This window comes from Solidesulfovibrio alcoholivorans DSM 5433, from assembly GCF_000702665.1.
Taxonomy (GTDB): Bacteria; Desulfobacterota; Desulfovibrionia; order Desulfovibrionales; family Desulfovibrionaceae; genus Solidesulfovibrio; species Solidesulfovibrio alcoholivorans.
Genome location: NZ_JNJA01000007.1, coordinates 213,403 through 228,544, shown reverse-complemented (window position 1 = coordinate 228,544; position 15,142 = coordinate 213,403). Strand labels below are relative to the sequence as shown.

Here is a 15,142-nt window from a genome sequence, read left to right as displayed (position 1 = left end):
CTGGTCTTTGTGTCGATGTAAAATCTTTTTTCAATAAATTGGGGAACACGCTCGTCTAGAGTAACCCTTCCCGTTGCAATTCCTCCACCATGGCCCGCAGGTCGATGGGCTTGGTGAAGTAGCAGGTCACCTGGCCGCGAAAAAAGGAGGTACTGATGTTTTTGATGTCGTCGTGGCAGGTGATCATCACCGCCTTGGCTTCCTTGCCCGGGGCGACCTGGCGTTCCCGTTCCAGGTCGCGGATGGCGCAAAGCGCGGACTGGCCGTCCATGACCGGCATCTGGATGTCCATGAAGACGAGGTCGAAAGGGGCTCCGGCGTCCAGGGCTTCCGTAAACCGGGACACCCCGTCGCGGCCGTTGCTCTCACAGCTGCATTCGCCAAAGCGGGATAATGTGGCGGAAAGCGCTATTTGCGACACATGATCGTCATCGACGATGAGAATCTTCATGATTTCTCCCTTGGCCCGCGCGGCCGGGACCGTGTCAAGCGGTGTTGCCAAAAAAGGATAACCGATGCAAGCGACGCGAGATCCTGTGGTTCCCGCTGTCGAGGCTGGATTTTTTCCGCCGCCGCACCTAGTATGCGAGCCGCCCGGCCAGCGACGTTTTGCCGGGTCACCGTCAACCCTGGAATTGCCCGGCATGATCCGATCCCTTTTTTTTGCCCTGTGCCTGGTCCCCGTGACCCTGTTTTTCAGCTCCCTGTGCTGGCTCTTCGCCCGCGTCGGCCGCAACGGGGCGCTTTCCCATCGCCTGGAAGGCGTTTGGGCCAGGACGCTTGTCTGGTGTGCCGGCGTGCGCGTCACGGTCGACCTCTCGGCCCTGACCCCGGGCGAAACCTACGTGTTCATGGCCAACCACCAGAGCCACATGGACATCCCGATTCTTTTTTCCGTGCTTTCGGGGTTCAACTTCCGTTTTCTGGCCAAGGAAAGCCTTTTCTCCATCCCCGTGTTCGGCCCGGCCATGCGCCGGGTGGGGCATGTGGCCATCGACCGGCAGAACCGCCGCAAGGCCATGGAATCCATCAAGGAGGCCACGGACCTCGTCGACCGGGGTGTGGGCCTGCTCGTCTTTCCCGAAGGCACCCGCGGCATGGACCCGTGCTGCCTGGGTCCGTTCAAGACCGGCGGCATGATCGTGGCCCTCAAGTGCCGGGCCAGGGTCGCGCCGCTGATCGTCACGGGCTCGGCCCGCATCCTGCCCAAGCACGGCAAATGGGTGCGCGCAGCGCATGTGACCGTGCGCGCCTTGCCGCCGTTCAATCCCCACGACACGTACACGCTCAAGGAGCGTGAGGCCTTTAAAAACGACCTTTGGGCCCGTATGGACGCGGCCTACCAGGAGATGCGACAATGAACGCCAAATCCGCCGTGACCCTCTACCCCTTGGGGGGCCTTGGCGAAATCGGGCTCAACTGTATGGCCATGGTCAGCGGCGATTCGATGATCGTCGTGGACTGCGGCCTGATGTTCCCCGACGACTCCCTGTTCGGCATCGACGTGGTCATTCCGCGTTTCGATTTCCTCTTGGCCAACAAGGACAAGCTCAAGGGGATTTTGCTCACCCACGGCCACGAGGACCATATCGGGGCCTTGCCGTGGCTTATGCGTTCCTGCGACGCGCCGCTTTACGGCTCGGCTTTCACCCTGGCCTTGGCCGCCAAGAAGCTCGAGGAGCACAACCTCAAGGAGTTCACGCGGTTCGAGCCCGTGAAGGGCGGCCAGACCATTGCGCTCGGCGATTTCAGGATCACATTTTTCCCGGTGTGCCATTCCATCGTCGAGGGCTTTGCGCTGGGCATCGAGACGCCGGCCGGACGCATCGTGCACACGGGCGACTTCAAGATCGACCGCACGCCGCTCGACGGCCACGCCACGGACCTGCCGGCCATCAAGGCCTTCAGCGAGCCGGGCGTGATGCTTTTGCTGTCCGATTCCACCAACGCCGAGCGCGAGGGCTTCGCCCTGGCCGAGCGGGAGATCAAGTCCGCGCTCGGCAACATCTTCCGGGACGCGGCCGGGCGCATCGTGGTGACGCTTTTTTCGAGCCACATCCAGCGCATGCAGGAGATCTACGACCTCGCCCACGCCTGCGGCCGCAAGGTGGCGGTCTCGGGCAAGTCGCTTTTCTCCAATATCGAGATCGCCCGGGAACTGGGGCATCTGCGCGTGCCGCCGGGAACCGAGGCCAGCCTCGACGAACTGCCGAGCCTTCCCGACGAAAAGGTGGTGCTGCTCGTGACCGGCTCCCAGGGTGAGCCGCTTTCGGCCCTGTCCCGGCTGGCGTATGGCGAGCACCGCCAGATCAAGGCGCAAAAAGGCGACACCGTCATTTTGTCCTCGCGCTTCATCCCGGGCAACATCCGCGCCATCACGCGGCTTATCAACCGCCTCTACAAGCTCGGGGCCGAGGTGCTCTACGAGAGCGTGCAGGCCATCCACGCCTCGGGCCACGCCCACGGCGACGAACTGCGCCTGATGCTTGAGACCGTGTCCCCGAAGTATTTCATCCCCGTGCACGGCGAGTACCGCCATCTGGTCAAGCACGCCCGCATCGGCGTCAGCTGTGGCGTGGCCCCGGAGCGGGCCCTGGTCATCGAGGACGGGCAGCCCGTGACCTTTTGCGACGGGCTCGTGCGCCTGGAAGACGCCATCCCGGTCGAACACATCTACGTGGACGGCAAGGGCGTGGGCGACGTGGGCGTCACGGTGCTCAAGGAACGCCAGTTGCTCGCCGGCGAGGGCCTTGTCATCGTCGTGCTCGTGGTGGACGAAAAATCCGGCGAGCTGACGTTTGGGCCCAACATTCTGTCCAAGGGCTTCGTCTTCGAGCAGCACTACAGCCACGTGCTCGAAGACGCCAAATGCATCGTGCTCGATATCTTCGAAAACGTGCGGCCGGGCCAGTCGGACCTCCTGACGGAGCGCATCCGCTCGGCGTTGCGTCGCTTCTTCCGCAAGGTCCTGGAACGCGATCCCGTCGTGGTGCCGCTGGTCATCACGCTCTAGGGCCGCGTCCTCGAAGAAGCCGGCAGTATTTATGGGGTTATTATCTAGCTGTTTTTTCTCAAAAAATACTGACGTGTTTTTTGAGGGTCGCAATACGCCGAAGGGGGCTTGGCCATGAAAGTGCTGCGCGTGCGCCGGGGGGATACCACCTTCTACGGCCAGTTGCTCTTCGAGGAACGGGCCGTGCGTTGCCTGGACCCCACTCTCGGGCTGCCGGAAACGACGCCCCTGTCCGAGGTCTCGGTGCTGCCGCCCGTGGCTCCGTCCAAGGTGGTCTGCGCGCAGGGCAATTTCCGCGGCCGGCTGCGCGAACTCGGCCGCGACGACGGCGACGCGCCGATGCTGTTTTTAAAGCCCCCCTCGGCCATCATCGGCAGCGGCGAGGCCATCCGCCTGCCCCGGGCCGTGAACCGGGTGGAGGCCTGGGGCGGACTGGCGCTGGTGCTCGGCCGGGCCTGTCGCGACATCGCCCCCGAGGCCGTGCCGCGCTGCCTGTTCGGCTTTTCCTGCGCCAACGACGTCACGGCGGGAGACCTGCTCGCCGACGGCCCCGTGGGCCGGGCCAAGGGCTACGACACCTTTGCCCCCATCGGTCCCTGGATCGAGACGTCCGTGGCCGATCCCACGGGGCTGCGCCTGCGCACCTGCATCAACGACGCCGTGGTCCAGGACGCGACCACCGCGGACATGGTGCTTTCGCCGTTTGCCCTGGTCAGCTTCGTCTCCACCATCATGACCCTGCTGCCCGGGGACGTGATCCTCACCGGTTCGCCGGCCGGCGGCGGGGTGCTCGCCCCGGGTGACGAGGTGCGGGTGGAGATCGACGCCGTGGGTGTGCTGATAAATGCCGCCCGGGGCGAGGCCGAGAGCGGGCCGCTCCAGTAACGCCCGGTCCCCGGCTGCGAGAGTCTCCAGGTTTTCACAACAGCTCGGTTTCCCAACTTCGGCAAGGGCTGGAATGGCAATGCCGTGGAACCCTTAAGGGAGTCCAGAGGGCGGTAGCCCTTTGGCCGCCGGAGGCGTTTCCCCCGTCCTCTCTCTTCCCTTAAAAGCGCCGGTACGTGCGGCCTTCGCGCTGGCCGCATTCCACGAAATGCCGGTAGGGGTCGCAGTCCGCGGCCAGCACGTCGGGATTGGCGATCAGGTAGCACAGGACGTCGAAGTCGTCCGGGACCAGTGTCCGGGCCGGCGAGGCGGCGAAATGGCGGGCCTTGTGCAGGGCCAGGGCCGCGACCGAGCCGGAAAAATCCCGGAAATGGGCCACGGCGTCGCCGAGCATGGCGGCAACGAGCCGCGCCAGGGGCGCCACGCCCGCCGCAAGGGCCGCCTCGGTCAGGTTGGGCGCGCCGGCGTAGGCCGCCTTGGGCCGGTCCGCGCCGTGGGCCGCGAGAAAGGCGTGAATGCGCGCCTGCACTGCGGGATCGAAGAAAAAAAACGGCTCCCGGTCGGCGTCGCCGCGGACGTACTTGTCGCACAGCTCCTGACACAGCTTCATGTTGCCGCCGCTTGCCCGGTTGCACGCGAGGAAGGCGAAGACCTCGTCGGCCGTCAGCGACCGGTTGTACCGGGCCGGTGGCCCTGCCTCGGGCAGGGCGAGCCCCAGGGCGGCGGCGAAGGCCCCGGCGGCGTCGCCACGGCAGGCGTCGTAATCGAGAAAGAGGGTCTCGAACGCGTCCGTGCCGAGTCCCTCCAGGACACGGCGCGTCAGCAGCGGCCGCAGGTAGCCTTCCTCGTTGCCGGCGAGCGCCGCGTCCAGCCAGTGCGGGCAGCCATCGCGCTTGAGCGCCTGCAGCCACACGGAAAAAAACCAGGCGTACGGGTCGCGCTCGAAAACGATGCAGCGCACGCGCGCCCCGACGCTGCCGCACCCCTCTGCCAGGGCCTGCCAGCCGGCCCGGGGCAGGGCGCACAGGGCTTCCGAGGAAAGGAGCAGCCGGTCGCAGCCGGCAGCCGTGGCTGCGGCGGCGTGCGCCGCGGCAAGCTGCGCCACGCGCGCCGCAGCGCCCGCAGGGTCGATGGCGGCCTCCGCCGCAGTCAGGGCGTAGGCGTAGGCGTTGCCCGAGGTGCGCGTGGCCGCGCCTGCCTGGGAAAATTCCGTTTCCGGCACGAACGCGCCCTGGCGGCGTAGCGCTTGGGCGTTGCGGGCCAGGGCGACCTGGATGGCCGTTGAGCCTGTTTTTTTCAGTCCCGCGTGCAGCTCGATGCGCACTCTTTGCTCCTTCGGAGGGTTGCGGCTGGGTAGCCGGCGCGGGGCGGGCGTGTCAACGCGGCCGGGCGCTGCCCCCTTGCTTTTTTTTTTGAAGCGGCCTACAAACCGTCGTTTCCCGAAAACACACGCTTCGCCTTTTTTCCTGGGTGCCGGGCGGTCCGGTGGCTCGCCTGCGAAGCGGAGGAAAAACCCAAGGAGATCCCATGCCTTACGTGTCCATGAAACAGCTGCTCGAGACCGGTGTCCACTTCGGTCACCAGACCCGTCGTTGGAACCCCAAAATGCGCACCTTCATCTTCGGGGCCCGAAACGGCATCCACATCATCGACCTCCAGCAGACCGTCAAGCTCTACCAGAAGGCCCATGACTTCGTCGCCAGCGTCGTGGCCGGCGGCGGCCGCATCATCTTCGTCGGCACCAAGCGCCAGGCGCAGGAGTCCGTGAAGAAGGAAGCCGAACGCGTGGGCCAGTTCTTCGTCACCAACCGTTGGATGGGCGGCATGCTCACCAACTTCCAGACCATCAAGAAGAGCATCGATCGCCTCAAGAACCTCGAGCGCATGTTCGGGGACGGCTCCATCAAGCGCTTTCCGAAAAAGGAAATCGTCATGATGGGCCGCGAGGTGGAAAAGCTCAACGCCACCCTCGGCGGCATCAAGGACATGGACCGCCTGCCCCAGGCCGCCTTCATCATCGATCCCAAGCGTGAGGAGATCGCGGTGCAGGAATGCCGCAAGCTCGGCATCCCCATCGTGGCCGTGGTGGACACCAACTGCGATCCCGACGTCATCGACTACGTGATCCCGGGCAACGACGACGCCATCCGGGCCATCAAGCTCTTCGCCGCGAGCATCGCCGAGGCCTGCCTCGAAGGCGACGCCCAGAACAAGGACGCCGCGCCCGCTCCCGACAAGGATGACTCGGACGAAAAGCCCGAACCCGCCCCGGCCCTCGTCGCCGAGGAAACCGCATCCGAAACCACCGACGAGTAGGAGGACCTCCCCATGGCCGATATTACCGCAAGCTCCGTAAAAGCCCTGCGCGACAAGACCGGCGCGGGCATGATGGACTGCAAGAAAGCCCTGACCGAATGCTCCGGCGACGAGGAAAAGGCCGTTGCCTGGCTGCGCGAGAAAGGCCTGTCCAAGGCCCAGAAGCGCGCCGGCCGCGCCACCTCCGAAGGCGTGATCGGTTCCTATATCCACTCCAACGGCAAGCTCGGCGTCATGGTCGAGATCAAGTGCGAGACGGACTTCGTCGCCCGCTCCGAGCGCTTCCTGGAGTTCGCCAAAAACGTGGCCATGCAGATCGCCGCCGCCAACCCGGTGTGCCTGTCCTCCGAGGAGGTGCCCGCCGACCTGCTCGCCAAGGAGAAGGAGATCTTCAAGCACCAGGCCATGGAAGAGGGCAAGCCCGAAGCCATTGCCGAGAAGATCGTCGAGGGCCGCGTGAAAAAGTTCTACAAGGAAATCTGCCTGCTTGAGCAGCCCTTCATCAAGGACGACAAGGTCTCGATCAAGGACCTGCTCAACGAGCTCGTCGGCGTGCTCGGCGAGAACGTGCAGATCGGGCGCTTCACGCGCATGGCCCTTGGCGAGGACGCCGCCTAGGCCGTCGCGCACCGACTTTGAAACGGGCCGCAAGGCCCGTTTTTTTTGCATGCTTGTCGGGGGCGGCCCGTCGGCCGTCCCCCTTCCGCCCGCAACCCAGGGGGGTTCCATGTCGAAATTGCGGTTTTCCCAGGTTTTGCTTAAGATCAGTGGCGAGGCGTTGGCCGGGGGACGACCCTTCGGGATCGACAACCTGACCATCACCAATTTCTGCCGGGACATCGTCGATGCCGCGGCGGCCGGCGCCAGGATCTCCCTGGTCATCGGCGGCGGCAACATTTTTCGCGGCGTCTCGGACCAGGCCGCCGGCATGGACAGGGCCTCGGCCGACTATATGGGCATGCTGGCCACGGTCCTCAACGCCCTGGCCGTGCAGGAAGGCCTGGAGAAGCAGGGACTTTCCACCCGCGTCATGTCGGCCATCACCATGCGCGAGGTCTGCGAGCCCTATATCCGCCGCCGGGCCCTGCGGCACCTGGAAAAGGGCAGGGTGGTCATCTGCGCCGCCGGAACCGGCAATCCGTACTTCACCACGGATACCGCCGCGGCGCTTCGGGCCATGGAACTCAAGGCCGACGCCATCCTCAAGGGGACCAAGGTCGACGGCGTCTACGACAAGGACCCGGCCAAGCATGCCGACGCCGTCAAATTCGACACGCTAACCTACATGGACGTGCTGGGAAAAAGGCTTCGCGTCATGGATACCACGGCCATAAGCCTCGCCATGGACAACAATCTGCCCATCGTGGTCTTCAACATGTTCACGTCCGGCAATCTGGCCCGCGTGCTGACCGGGGAGCCGGTGGGCACCGTGGTCAAAGGAGACGAGTGACATGCAGGAAGTGCTCAAGGACGCCGAAGAGCGCATGAAAAAGGCGCTTGCGTCGCTGGACAAGGAGTTTTCGCGGTTGCGCACCGGCAGGGCCACCACGAGCCTGCTCGACGGCGTGCGCGTGGACTATTACGGCACGGCCACGCCGCTTGACCAGATCGCGTCCGTTTCCACGCCGGACAGCCGCACCATCACCATCCAGCCCTGGGACCGCAAGGCCTTCAACGACGTGGAAAAGGCCATCCTCAAGTCCGACCTCGGGCTCACCCCGGTCAACGACGGCAAGATCATCCGCATCTCGATCCCGCCGCTGACCGAGGACCGCCGCAAGGACCTGGCCAAGGTCGCCAAGAAATACGCCGAAGAGGCCAAGGTCGCCGTGCGCAACGTCCGCCGCGACGCCAACGAAGGCCTCAAAAAAAAGAAGAACGACAAGGCCATCAGCGAGGACGACCAGCACAAGGGCCAGGAAGACGTCCAGAAGCTCACCGACGCCTACATCGCCAAGACCGATGAGGCCCTGGCCAAGAAAGAAAAGGAAATCATGGAGATCTAGTGGCAGATTCCACGTCTCTTCCCAGGCACGTGGCCATCATCATGGACGGCAACGGCCGTTGGGCCACCTCGCGGGGTCTGCCCCGCAGCGAAGGCCACCGGGCCGGCACCGAAGCCGCCCGCGGGGTGGTCACCCGTTGCCGCGAGCTGGGCATCCGCCACCTGACGCTCTACACCTTTTCCAAGGAGAACTGGGGACGCCCGGCCGACGAGGTCAAGTTCCTCTTCGACCTGCTCGTGCGCTTCCTCAACCGGGAACTGGACACCCTGCTGCAACAGTCCATCCGCTTCCTGGTGCTCGGCGAAATGGCCGACCTGCCCCTGGCCACGCGCAAGGTACTCTCCCACGTCATCGGCAAAACGGCCCACTGCACGGAGATGACGCTCAATCTGGCGCTCAATTATTCCGGCCGCGAAGAGGTGTTGCGCGCCTGCCGGCGGCTCATCGCCCAAGGCGTGCCGCCCGAGGCCGTGACCGAGGAGAGGCTCGCCGCCGAACTCTACACCGCCGGCCAACCCGATCCCGACCTCATCATCCGCACCAGCGGCGAAATGCGCCTGTCCGGCTACCTGCTGTGGCAGTCCGCCTACAGCGAGTTCGCCTTTCCAGACACCCTCTGGCCGGATTTCACTCCGGCCGCACTCGACGCGGTCCTGGCCGAATTCAAGGGCCGCACCCGCCGCTTCGGCCTCACCGGCGAGCAGGTTGCCGCCACCCGGGGCGAAAAAGACGCTTCGTAACCGGTGTGCGGCGGTTCGAAACCCGGATCGCCGCGCCCGCCTTGCCGGGACGCATTTTCCGGCGCATCGCGCTTCCAATTGACACCGACCCCGGCCCTGACGTTAGAGTAACGCTTCGCAGCCTCCGTGTTGCCGGTCGCAACCCTCAGCCACGCGTCGAGCAGCCATGCCCAAGCGTTTCCCCATGGCGTCCGATCCGGTGCGTGAGCCGTCCCTTCGGGTCTGGCTCACCTTCCCCGTGCTGCTGCTCGTGCTCGTGACCGGCGCGTTGATCGGCTGGCTGGAGCTTCGGGGCGGCCGGGAGGCCGTGGGCAACGCCGCCGGACAGTTGCGCGGCGAGGTGCTCGCCCGCGTGCGCCAGACCCTGGGCGCCTACCTGAGCGTGCCCGTCGCCCTCAACGACCTCAACGCAGAAGCACTCCGCCGCGGCCTGCTCGATCCCGGCGACCCCCGCAACGTCCAACGCTATTTCACGGCCGTCATCGAAGCCAATCCGTCCGTGGCCTACAGCTTTTTCGGCACCCCGCAGGGCGAGTTCTACGGCGCGCGCCGTCTCGCCCCAAACGACGTGCAGGTCGTGCGCGCCGGTGTCGAAACCGGCGGGGATTCCCACAACTACGCGGTCACGGCCGCTGGCGACGCCGGCGAACTCAAACAGGTCTACAAGAACTTCGATCCCCGCACCCGCCCTTGGTACAAGGCCGCAGTCGCGGCCGCAGGGCCCGTCTGGACCCCGGTCTACCGCCACTTCGCCCTGGGCGTGCCCACCCTCACCGCCTGCCTGCCGGCCTATGCCCCGGACGGGACGCTTCGCGGCGTGTTCGGCGCGGATTATCCACTGACGCGCATCCACGAGTTCTTGCGCACCATCACGGTGGGACGGCGCGGCGCGGTTTATCTGCTCGAACGCACGGGTGCGCTCGTGGCCGCCTCCACCCTGGAAAGCAAACGCATCCTCGAGCCCAGGCCGGACGGTTCGTACGCGCTCCTGCAAGCCGGGGAAGCCGGCGACGCCTTGCTCGCCGCCGCCGTCGCCCATCTGCGCGATGTGCCGGGCGGCTTGGCCGGCATCGACGGCCCGCGGCTGACCCAGGCTCCAAGCGCCGCCGGCGACATCTACGTGCTGGCCGAACCGTTTGCCGACGGCCATGGCATCGACTGGCTGCTCGTGGTTGCGGCCCCGGCCTCGGATTTCATGGGGCGTATCGAGGCGGGCATGCGACAAAGCGTGGCCGTGGGCGTCCTGGCTCTGGCGGCCGCGGCCGGGGTCGGCGTTTTCATGGCCCGGCGCATCGCCTTGCCCGCCGAGCGGCTGGCCGGCGCCGCCGACGCCCTGTCGCGCGGGCAGTGGGAGCTGGCCCTGCCCGCGCCCCGGGGCCGGGAGATGCTGCTTCTGGCCAGGGCCTTCGAGCGCATGGCCGGCCAGCTCCGCCAGGCCATCGAGGGGCTCAAGCGCCAGCACGCCCTCATCGCCGCCTCCAACAAGACCCTGGAGGCGCGCGTGGGCGAGCGCACGTCCGAACTGACCCACATGCACAACCGGTTGCGCGCCATCTTCGACGCCATTCCCGGCTACGTCCACGTGGTGGATCGCGAACTGCGCGTGGTGGACGTTGGGGACAACCTGCTGCGCGCCATGCGCCTGCCGCGCGAGGACGTGCTCGGCCGCCACTGCCACGAGGTCTTTCACGGCCTGCAAACGGCCTGTCCCGACTGTCCGCTGGGCGAGCCGCGCGCAGGGACGGGGGTGCGCGTGCGCGCGTCCACGCCGGGCGAAGAGGCTCTGCTCGGCATGCCCTTCCTGGCCTACAGCGCGCCGATCCTCGACGCGCGGGGCGCGGTCTGGGGGCATATCGAGTGCCTCATGGACGTGAGCCAGCAAAGGGAGGTGGAGCGCCAGCTCGAGGCGGCCAAGGAGGCGGCCGAAGAGGCCAATCGCGCCAAGTCGGACTTTCTGGCCAAGATGAGCCACGACATCCGCACGCCGCTTAATTCCATCATCGGGCTGACCGACATCAGCCTGCAATCGCGGCTGTCGCCGGAGATCCGCGACCACCTGGAAAACGTGCTGGAAGCGGCCAGGGGCCTGCTAGACCTCGTCGGCGACCTGCTGGATTTCTCCCGCGCCGAGGCCAAGAGCCTCACCCTACGCGACGAACATTTCTCCCTGGCCGGGCTGCTTGCGGCCGTGGTGCGTTCCTTCGCGCCCCAGGCGCGGGACAAGGGCCTGCGCCTGCGTTTGCTGCCCGACCGCTCCTGCCCCGCCGTGGTCCGCGGCGACCCGGCCCGGCTGCGCCAGGTGCTGGCCAACCTCGTGGGCAATGCCGTCAAGTTCACGGAAAAAGGCGGCGTGACCCTGCGCGTGCGACCTGTCGCGCCGCCGCCGGGCCATGCCGGCGAAGCCGAGTGGCTGGAATTTCGCGTTACCGATACGGGCCCCGGCATCGCGCCCGAGGCCCTGTCCTCCATCTTCGAGCCCTACCGCCAGGGCAGCGGCGAGATCACGGCCCGCTTCGGCGGCTCGGGACTGGGGCTGGCGATCTGCCGGCAGATGGCGGAACTCATGGGCGGCGGCGTCAGTGTGGAAAGCACGCCGGGCCAGGGCAGCGTTTTCACGTTTCGCGCGCCCCTGCCGCCCGGGGACAAGGCCCTGGCCAAACCCGCGCGCCAGGGCGCGCGCAGTCTCGACGCGCTGCGCCGGGAGCAGCGCCCCATGCAATTGCTCCTTGCCGAGGACAACCCTATGAACGTCCGGCTGGCTCGCGTCCTGCTCGCGCGGCTCGGGCACAAGCTGACCGTGGCCGGTTCCGGGCGCGAGGCGCTGGCGCGCCTGGCCGCCGAACCCTTCGACGCGGTGCTCATGGACGTGGAGATGCCCGAGATGGACGGTCTGGAAGCCACGCGCCGCATCCGCGCCGGCGAAGCCGGGGAGGCGCGCCGCACCGTGCCCGTCGTGGCCATGACCGCCCATGCCCTGTCCGCGTTTCGCGAGCGCTGCCGCCAGGCCGGGGTGGACGCGTTCGTGGCCAAGCCCGTGGATTTCGGGGAGCTGGCCGACGTACTGCGGGCCATCGCCTCGCGCCGGGAAGTGGGGGAGGCGGCCGCTCCCGATCCGGTGCGCCGGGTCGAGGCCATGGCCCGCCTCGACGACGACAGGGCACTCTACGACGAGTTGTGCCGGATTTTCCTGCAGGAAGTGCCGCAATACGGCAGCCGCCTGGAAGCGGCCCTGGCCGGGGACGATCGCCAAAGTCTCGGCCAGACGGCGCACTCCATCAAGAACAGCTGCGGGGCCATCGGCGCGGACGGCTGCCGCCTGCTGGCCGAGGAGGTCTTCTCCCTGGCCGCATCCGGGAACGGGGAAGGGCTGCGGCGGGCCGTGGATGCGCTCGTGCGGGAACTGGCACGGGTGGCCGCCGCACTGGAGCCGTAAACGGGCCGGCACCGGGCAGCGGCGCGGCATTGGCCTCCCGGGCCGAATTCCGTTATCTGCTTGTCCACGCCCGGGCTGCCGCATGCGGCGCCGGTCGCCATCGCCCACAAACTTCAAACGCCAGGAGCAGCCCATGCCCGTCACTGTCGTCGATCATCCCCTGGTGCGCCACAAACTCGGCCATCTGCGCGAAAACGGCCGCACCACCAAGGAATTCCGCGAACTGGCCGGAGAAATCGCCCGCCTGCTCACCTACGAGGCCACCAAATCCCTGCCCACCGAAAAAGTGACCATCAACGGCTGGGCCGGCACCGTGGAAGTGGACCGCATCGTGGGCAAGAAGATCACGGTCGTGCCCATCCTGCGGGCAGGGCTCGGCATGATGGACGGCGTGCTGGACATGATCCCCGGGGCCAAGGTCAGCGTGGTCGGCATGTACCGCAACGAGGAAACCCTCGAGCCGGTGCGCTACTACGTCAAGCTGGCCAAGAAGATCCACAAGCGCCGCGCCATGATCCTCGACCCCATGCTGGCCACGGGCGGCACGCTCATCGCCACCATCAACCTGCTCAAGGAAGCGGGCTGCCGCGACATCATGGGACTGTTCCTGGTCTGCGCCCCGGAGGGCCTTGCACGCCTGGAACGCGAGCATCCGGACGTGGCCGTCTATACCGCGGCCATCGACGAGCGCCTCAACGAGCAGGGCTACATCCTGCCCGGCCTCGGCGACGCCGGCGACAAGATTTTCGGCACGAAATAGCGCGGTCGGGGCGTCACGTCCCCCGGCCGCGCCCCTTCCTGCTGTCGGCTCCCGCCCCAGGTGCGCCTCCCTCGCACCCGCTCCCGGAGGCCGGGGCGTTTCCCCGTCCGCCGGCGTCCTGCCGGCCTTGTCCCTGAAGCCTCCAAGTCGTGCGCACCGGTTCCCGCCGCGCACACGCCCCCGTCGCCCTCGCTTCCGTCGGGTCGCACCGCGACCTTGCGCCGTGCGACAACTTCGCGTTCCCGCCTCAGGTGACACGATCCTTTCCGCAGTCTGTCCATGGCGTAATGATGACTGCCAAAAATGTCATTTTTTTCTTGCCAGGAAAGACGCGTTGTGCAAGGTATGCCCTGTTTTTGGCGTTATCAGGGCATTGATTGCATCTGCGCAATGAGTTTCAAATTTGTATGAAGAATGTACCCGGTCCCTCAATTCTGTAGGAAGCCAGATGGGCCTTTTGCAAAATATCGTAATAAATCAAAGTGATGCCTGATTGGTCCCAGGTTTGCAGAAAGTGGACGGGGCCGAGGAGAGCGGTCCTGAACGCATGAGGTGGGTTTTCGGCGGCTGACAAGCCGAAAAAATTCAACGATCTTCTTAAAAGAAGGGGGGTTTATGGCAAGCAGGAAGAATTTTTACAAAATGGTTTTGTTCGCGGCGCTGGTGCTCCTGGCGTTGCCCGCCCTGGCCCTGGCCGAGGAAGAGGCCGCCAAGCCCGAGTTCCTCAGCATCATGAACGGCAACACCGTCTGGACGCTCATTGCCGGCGTCCTCGTCATGTTCATGCAGGCCGGCTTCGCCATGGTCGAAACCGGGCTCACCCGCGCGAAAAACGCCGGCAACATCCTCATGAAAAATATGTTCGATTTCGCCGCCGGCTCCATCGCCTTCTTTCTGTTCGGCTACGCGCTCATGTTCGGCACGGACATCGGCGGCTTCATCGGCTTTTCCAACTTCGGTCTGTCCGAGGCGGTCACCGATACGCCCGACGGCCTGTGGACCTACACCTACTGGTTCTTCCAGTGCGTCTTCGCCGCCACGGCCGTGACCATCGTCTCCGGCGCCATCGCCGAGCGCACCAAGTTCGTGTCCTACCTGATCCTGAGCTTCGTGGTCACCGCCCTCATCTACCCCGTCTCCGGCCACTGGATCTGGGGCGGCGGCTGGCTGTCCAAGCTCGACGCTCCCATGATCGACTTCGCCGGCTCCACCGTCGTCCACTCCGTGGGTGGCTGGATCTCCCTGGCCGGAGCCATGCTGATCGGCCCGCGTCTCGGCAAGTACACTCCTGACGGCGTTTCCCGCGCCATCCTCGGGCATAACCTGCCCCTCGTGGCCCTTGGCGTCTTCATCCTCTGGTTCGGCTGGTTCGGATTCAACCCCGGCTCCACCACCACCGCCACGGGCAACATCGGCCTCATCGCCGTCACCACCAACCTGGCCGGCTGTGCCGCCGCGCTCACGGCCATGATGACCACCTGGATCCGCTACGGGAAGCCCGACGTGTCCATGTCCTTAAACGGCGTCCTGGCCGGCCTCGTGGCCATCACCGCCGGTTGTGCCAACGTCTCGCCCATGGGCGCGATCATCATCGGCCTGTGCGCCGGCATCCTCGTCGTCATCTCCGTCGAATTCATCGACAAGGTCCTCAAGATCGACGATCCCGTCGGAGCCATTTCCGTGCACGGCGTGTGCGGCGCCTTCGGCACCCTCATGGTCGGCCTGCTCGCCAACCCCGATTTCGGCGGCGTCGCCGGCCTGTTCTACGGCGGCGGCCTGACCCAGCTCATCACCCAGGTCATCGGCGTGGGCTCGGTCTTCATCTGGGCTTTCGGCACCGGCTTCATCGTCTTCTCGCTGCTCAAGGCCACCACCGGCATCCGCGTTTCCGAGGAAGAGGAGCTCAAGGGCCTCGACATCACCGAGCACGGCTCCGAGGCCTACAGCGGCTTCCAGATCTTCATCACCGAGTAATCAGCGGAACGCGGG

13 protein-coding genes are annotated in these 15,142 nt (G+C 66.1%); 11 read left to right on the top strand and 2 right to left on the bottom strand.

Annotated features, from left to right (window positions below):
* Nucleotides 1–55: 55 nt before the first annotated feature.
* Nucleotides 56–451: a response regulator gene (locus tag Q368_RS0114170; protein WP_029459716.1), complete on the bottom strand. Its 396-nt coding sequence runs from the start codon at nt 449–451 to the stop codon at nt 56–58.
* A 193-nt stretch (nt 452–644) separates the two neighbouring features.
* Here Q368_RS0114170 and Q368_RS0114165 point away from each other — a divergent pair, with 193 nt between their 5' ends.
* The 3 genes from Q368_RS0114165 (at nt 645) to Q368_RS0114155 (ending at nt 3,898) form a co-directional block, all read left to right on the top strand.
* Nucleotides 645–1,361 carry a lysophospholipid acyltransferase family protein gene (locus tag Q368_RS0114165; RefSeq protein ID WP_029459715.1) on the top strand — a complete coding sequence of 239 codons (717 nt, stop codon included), beginning with the start codon at nt 645–647 and terminating at the stop codon, nt 1,359–1,361.
* A complete protein-coding gene (locus Q368_RS0114160) occupies nt 1,358–3,013 on the top strand; it encodes a ribonuclease J (protein WP_029459714.1) in 1,656 nt (551 codons plus the stop codon). Before Q368_RS0114165 ends, Q368_RS0114160 begins: the two co-directional genes overlap by 4 nt.
* Before the next feature lie 114 nt (nt 3,014–3,127).
* Entirely contained in the window at nt 3,128–3,898 is a 771-nt protein-coding gene (locus tag Q368_RS0114155; RefSeq protein ID WP_029459713.1) for a fumarylacetoacetate hydrolase family protein, read from the top strand.
* Between the two features lie 160 nt (nt 3,899–4,058).
* Here Q368_RS0114155 and Q368_RS0114150 read toward each other — a convergent pair whose 3' ends face one another.
* Nucleotides 4,059–5,222: a hypothetical protein gene (locus tag Q368_RS0114150; protein WP_029459712.1), complete on the bottom strand. Its 1,164-nt coding sequence runs from the start codon at nt 5,220–5,222 to the stop codon at nt 4,059–4,061.
* Between the two features lie 203 nt (nt 5,223–5,425).
* Between Q368_RS0114150 and rpsB the strand changes: the two genes are divergently transcribed.
* The 8 genes from rpsB (at nt 5,426) to Q368_RS0114110 (ending at nt 15,127) form a co-directional block, all read left to right on the top strand.
* A complete protein-coding gene (rpsB, locus tag Q368_RS0114145) occupies nt 5,426–6,214 on the top strand; it encodes a 30S ribosomal protein S2 (RefSeq protein WP_029459711.1) in 789 nt (262 codons plus the stop codon).
* Nucleotides 6,215–6,226: 12 nt separating this feature from the next.
* Nucleotides 6,227–6,832 carry a translation elongation factor Ts gene (gene tsf / locus Q368_RS0114140; RefSeq protein WP_029459710.1) on the top strand — a complete coding sequence of 202 codons (606 nt, stop codon included), beginning with the start codon at nt 6,227–6,229 and terminating at the stop codon, nt 6,830–6,832.
* A 109-nt stretch (nt 6,833–6,941) separates the two neighbouring features.
* Nucleotides 6,942–7,664, top strand: a complete 723-nt coding sequence (pyrH, locus tag Q368_RS0114135) for a UMP kinase (RefSeq protein WP_029459709.1) — start codon at nt 6,942–6,944, stop codon at nt 7,662–7,664.
* A gap of 1 nt (nt 7,665) precedes the next feature.
* The gene (frr, locus tag Q368_RS0114130; protein ID WP_029459708.1) at nt 7,666–8,220 is read left to right on the top strand and encodes a ribosome recycling factor; all 555 of its coding nucleotides are present in this window, start codon (nt 7,666–7,668) and stop codon (nt 8,218–8,220) included.
* Nucleotides 8,221–8,261: 41 nt separating this feature from the next.
* The gene (gene uppS, locus Q368_RS0114125) at nt 8,262–8,960 is read left to right on the top strand and encodes a polyprenyl diphosphate synthase (protein ID WP_245611354.1); all 699 of its coding nucleotides are present in this window, start codon (nt 8,262–8,264) and stop codon (nt 8,958–8,960) included.
* Between the two features lie 166 nt (nt 8,961–9,126).
* Nucleotides 9,127–12,393: an ATP-binding protein gene (locus Q368_RS23215; RefSeq protein WP_084158801.1), complete on the top strand. Its 3,267-nt coding sequence runs from the start codon at nt 9,127–9,129 to the stop codon at nt 12,391–12,393.
* 133 nt (nt 12,394–12,526) lie between these two features.
* Nucleotides 12,527–13,153: a uracil phosphoribosyltransferase gene (upp, locus tag Q368_RS0114115; protein ID WP_029459705.1), complete on the top strand. Its 627-nt coding sequence runs from the start codon at nt 12,527–12,529 to the stop codon at nt 13,151–13,153.
* Between the two features lie 642 nt (nt 13,154–13,795).
* A complete protein-coding gene (locus tag Q368_RS0114110; protein ID WP_245611351.1) occupies nt 13,796–15,127 on the top strand; it encodes an ammonium transporter in 1,332 nt (443 codons plus the stop codon).
* Nucleotides 15,128–15,142: the final 15 nt, after the last annotated feature.

Bases quoted from the DNA above. Each gene is read 5' to 3' on its own strand.
- Q368_RS0114170 (WP_029459716.1), bottom strand. From the start codon at position 451: ATGAAGATTCTCATCGTCGATGACGATCATGTGTCGCAAATAGCGCTT.
- Q368_RS0114165 (WP_029459715.1), top strand. From the start codon at position 645: ATGATCCGATCCCTTTTTTTTGCCCTGTGCCTGGTCCCCGTGACCCTG.
- Q368_RS0114160 (WP_029459714.1), top strand. From the start codon at position 1,358: ATGAACGCCAAATCCGCCGTGACCCTCTACCCCTTGGGGGGCCTTGGC.
- Q368_RS0114155 (WP_029459713.1), top strand. From the start codon at position 3,128: ATGAAAGTGCTGCGCGTGCGCCGGGGGGATACCACCTTCTACGGCCAG.
- rpsB (WP_029459711.1), top strand. From the start codon at position 5,426: ATGCCTTACGTGTCCATGAAACAGCTGCTCGAGACCGGTGTCCACTTC.
- tsf (WP_029459710.1), top strand. From the start codon at position 6,227: ATGGCCGATATTACCGCAAGCTCCGTAAAAGCCCTGCGCGACAAGACC.
- pyrH (WP_029459709.1), top strand. From the start codon at position 6,942: ATGTCGAAATTGCGGTTTTCCCAGGTTTTGCTTAAGATCAGTGGCGAG.
- frr (WP_029459708.1), top strand. From the start codon at position 7,666: ATGCAGGAAGTGCTCAAGGACGCCGAAGAGCGCATGAAAAAGGCGCTT.
- uppS (WP_245611354.1), top strand. From the start codon at position 8,262: ATGGACGGCAACGGCCGTTGGGCCACCTCGCGGGGTCTGCCCCGCAGC.
- Q368_RS23215 (WP_084158801.1), top strand. From the start codon at position 9,127: ATGCCCAAGCGTTTCCCCATGGCGTCCGATCCGGTGCGTGAGCCGTCC.
- upp (WP_029459705.1), top strand. From the start codon at position 12,527: ATGCCCGTCACTGTCGTCGATCATCCCCTGGTGCGCCACAAACTCGGC.
- Q368_RS0114110 (WP_245611351.1), top strand. From the start codon at position 13,796: ATGGTTTTGTTCGCGGCGCTGGTGCTCCTGGCGTTGCCCGCCCTGGCC.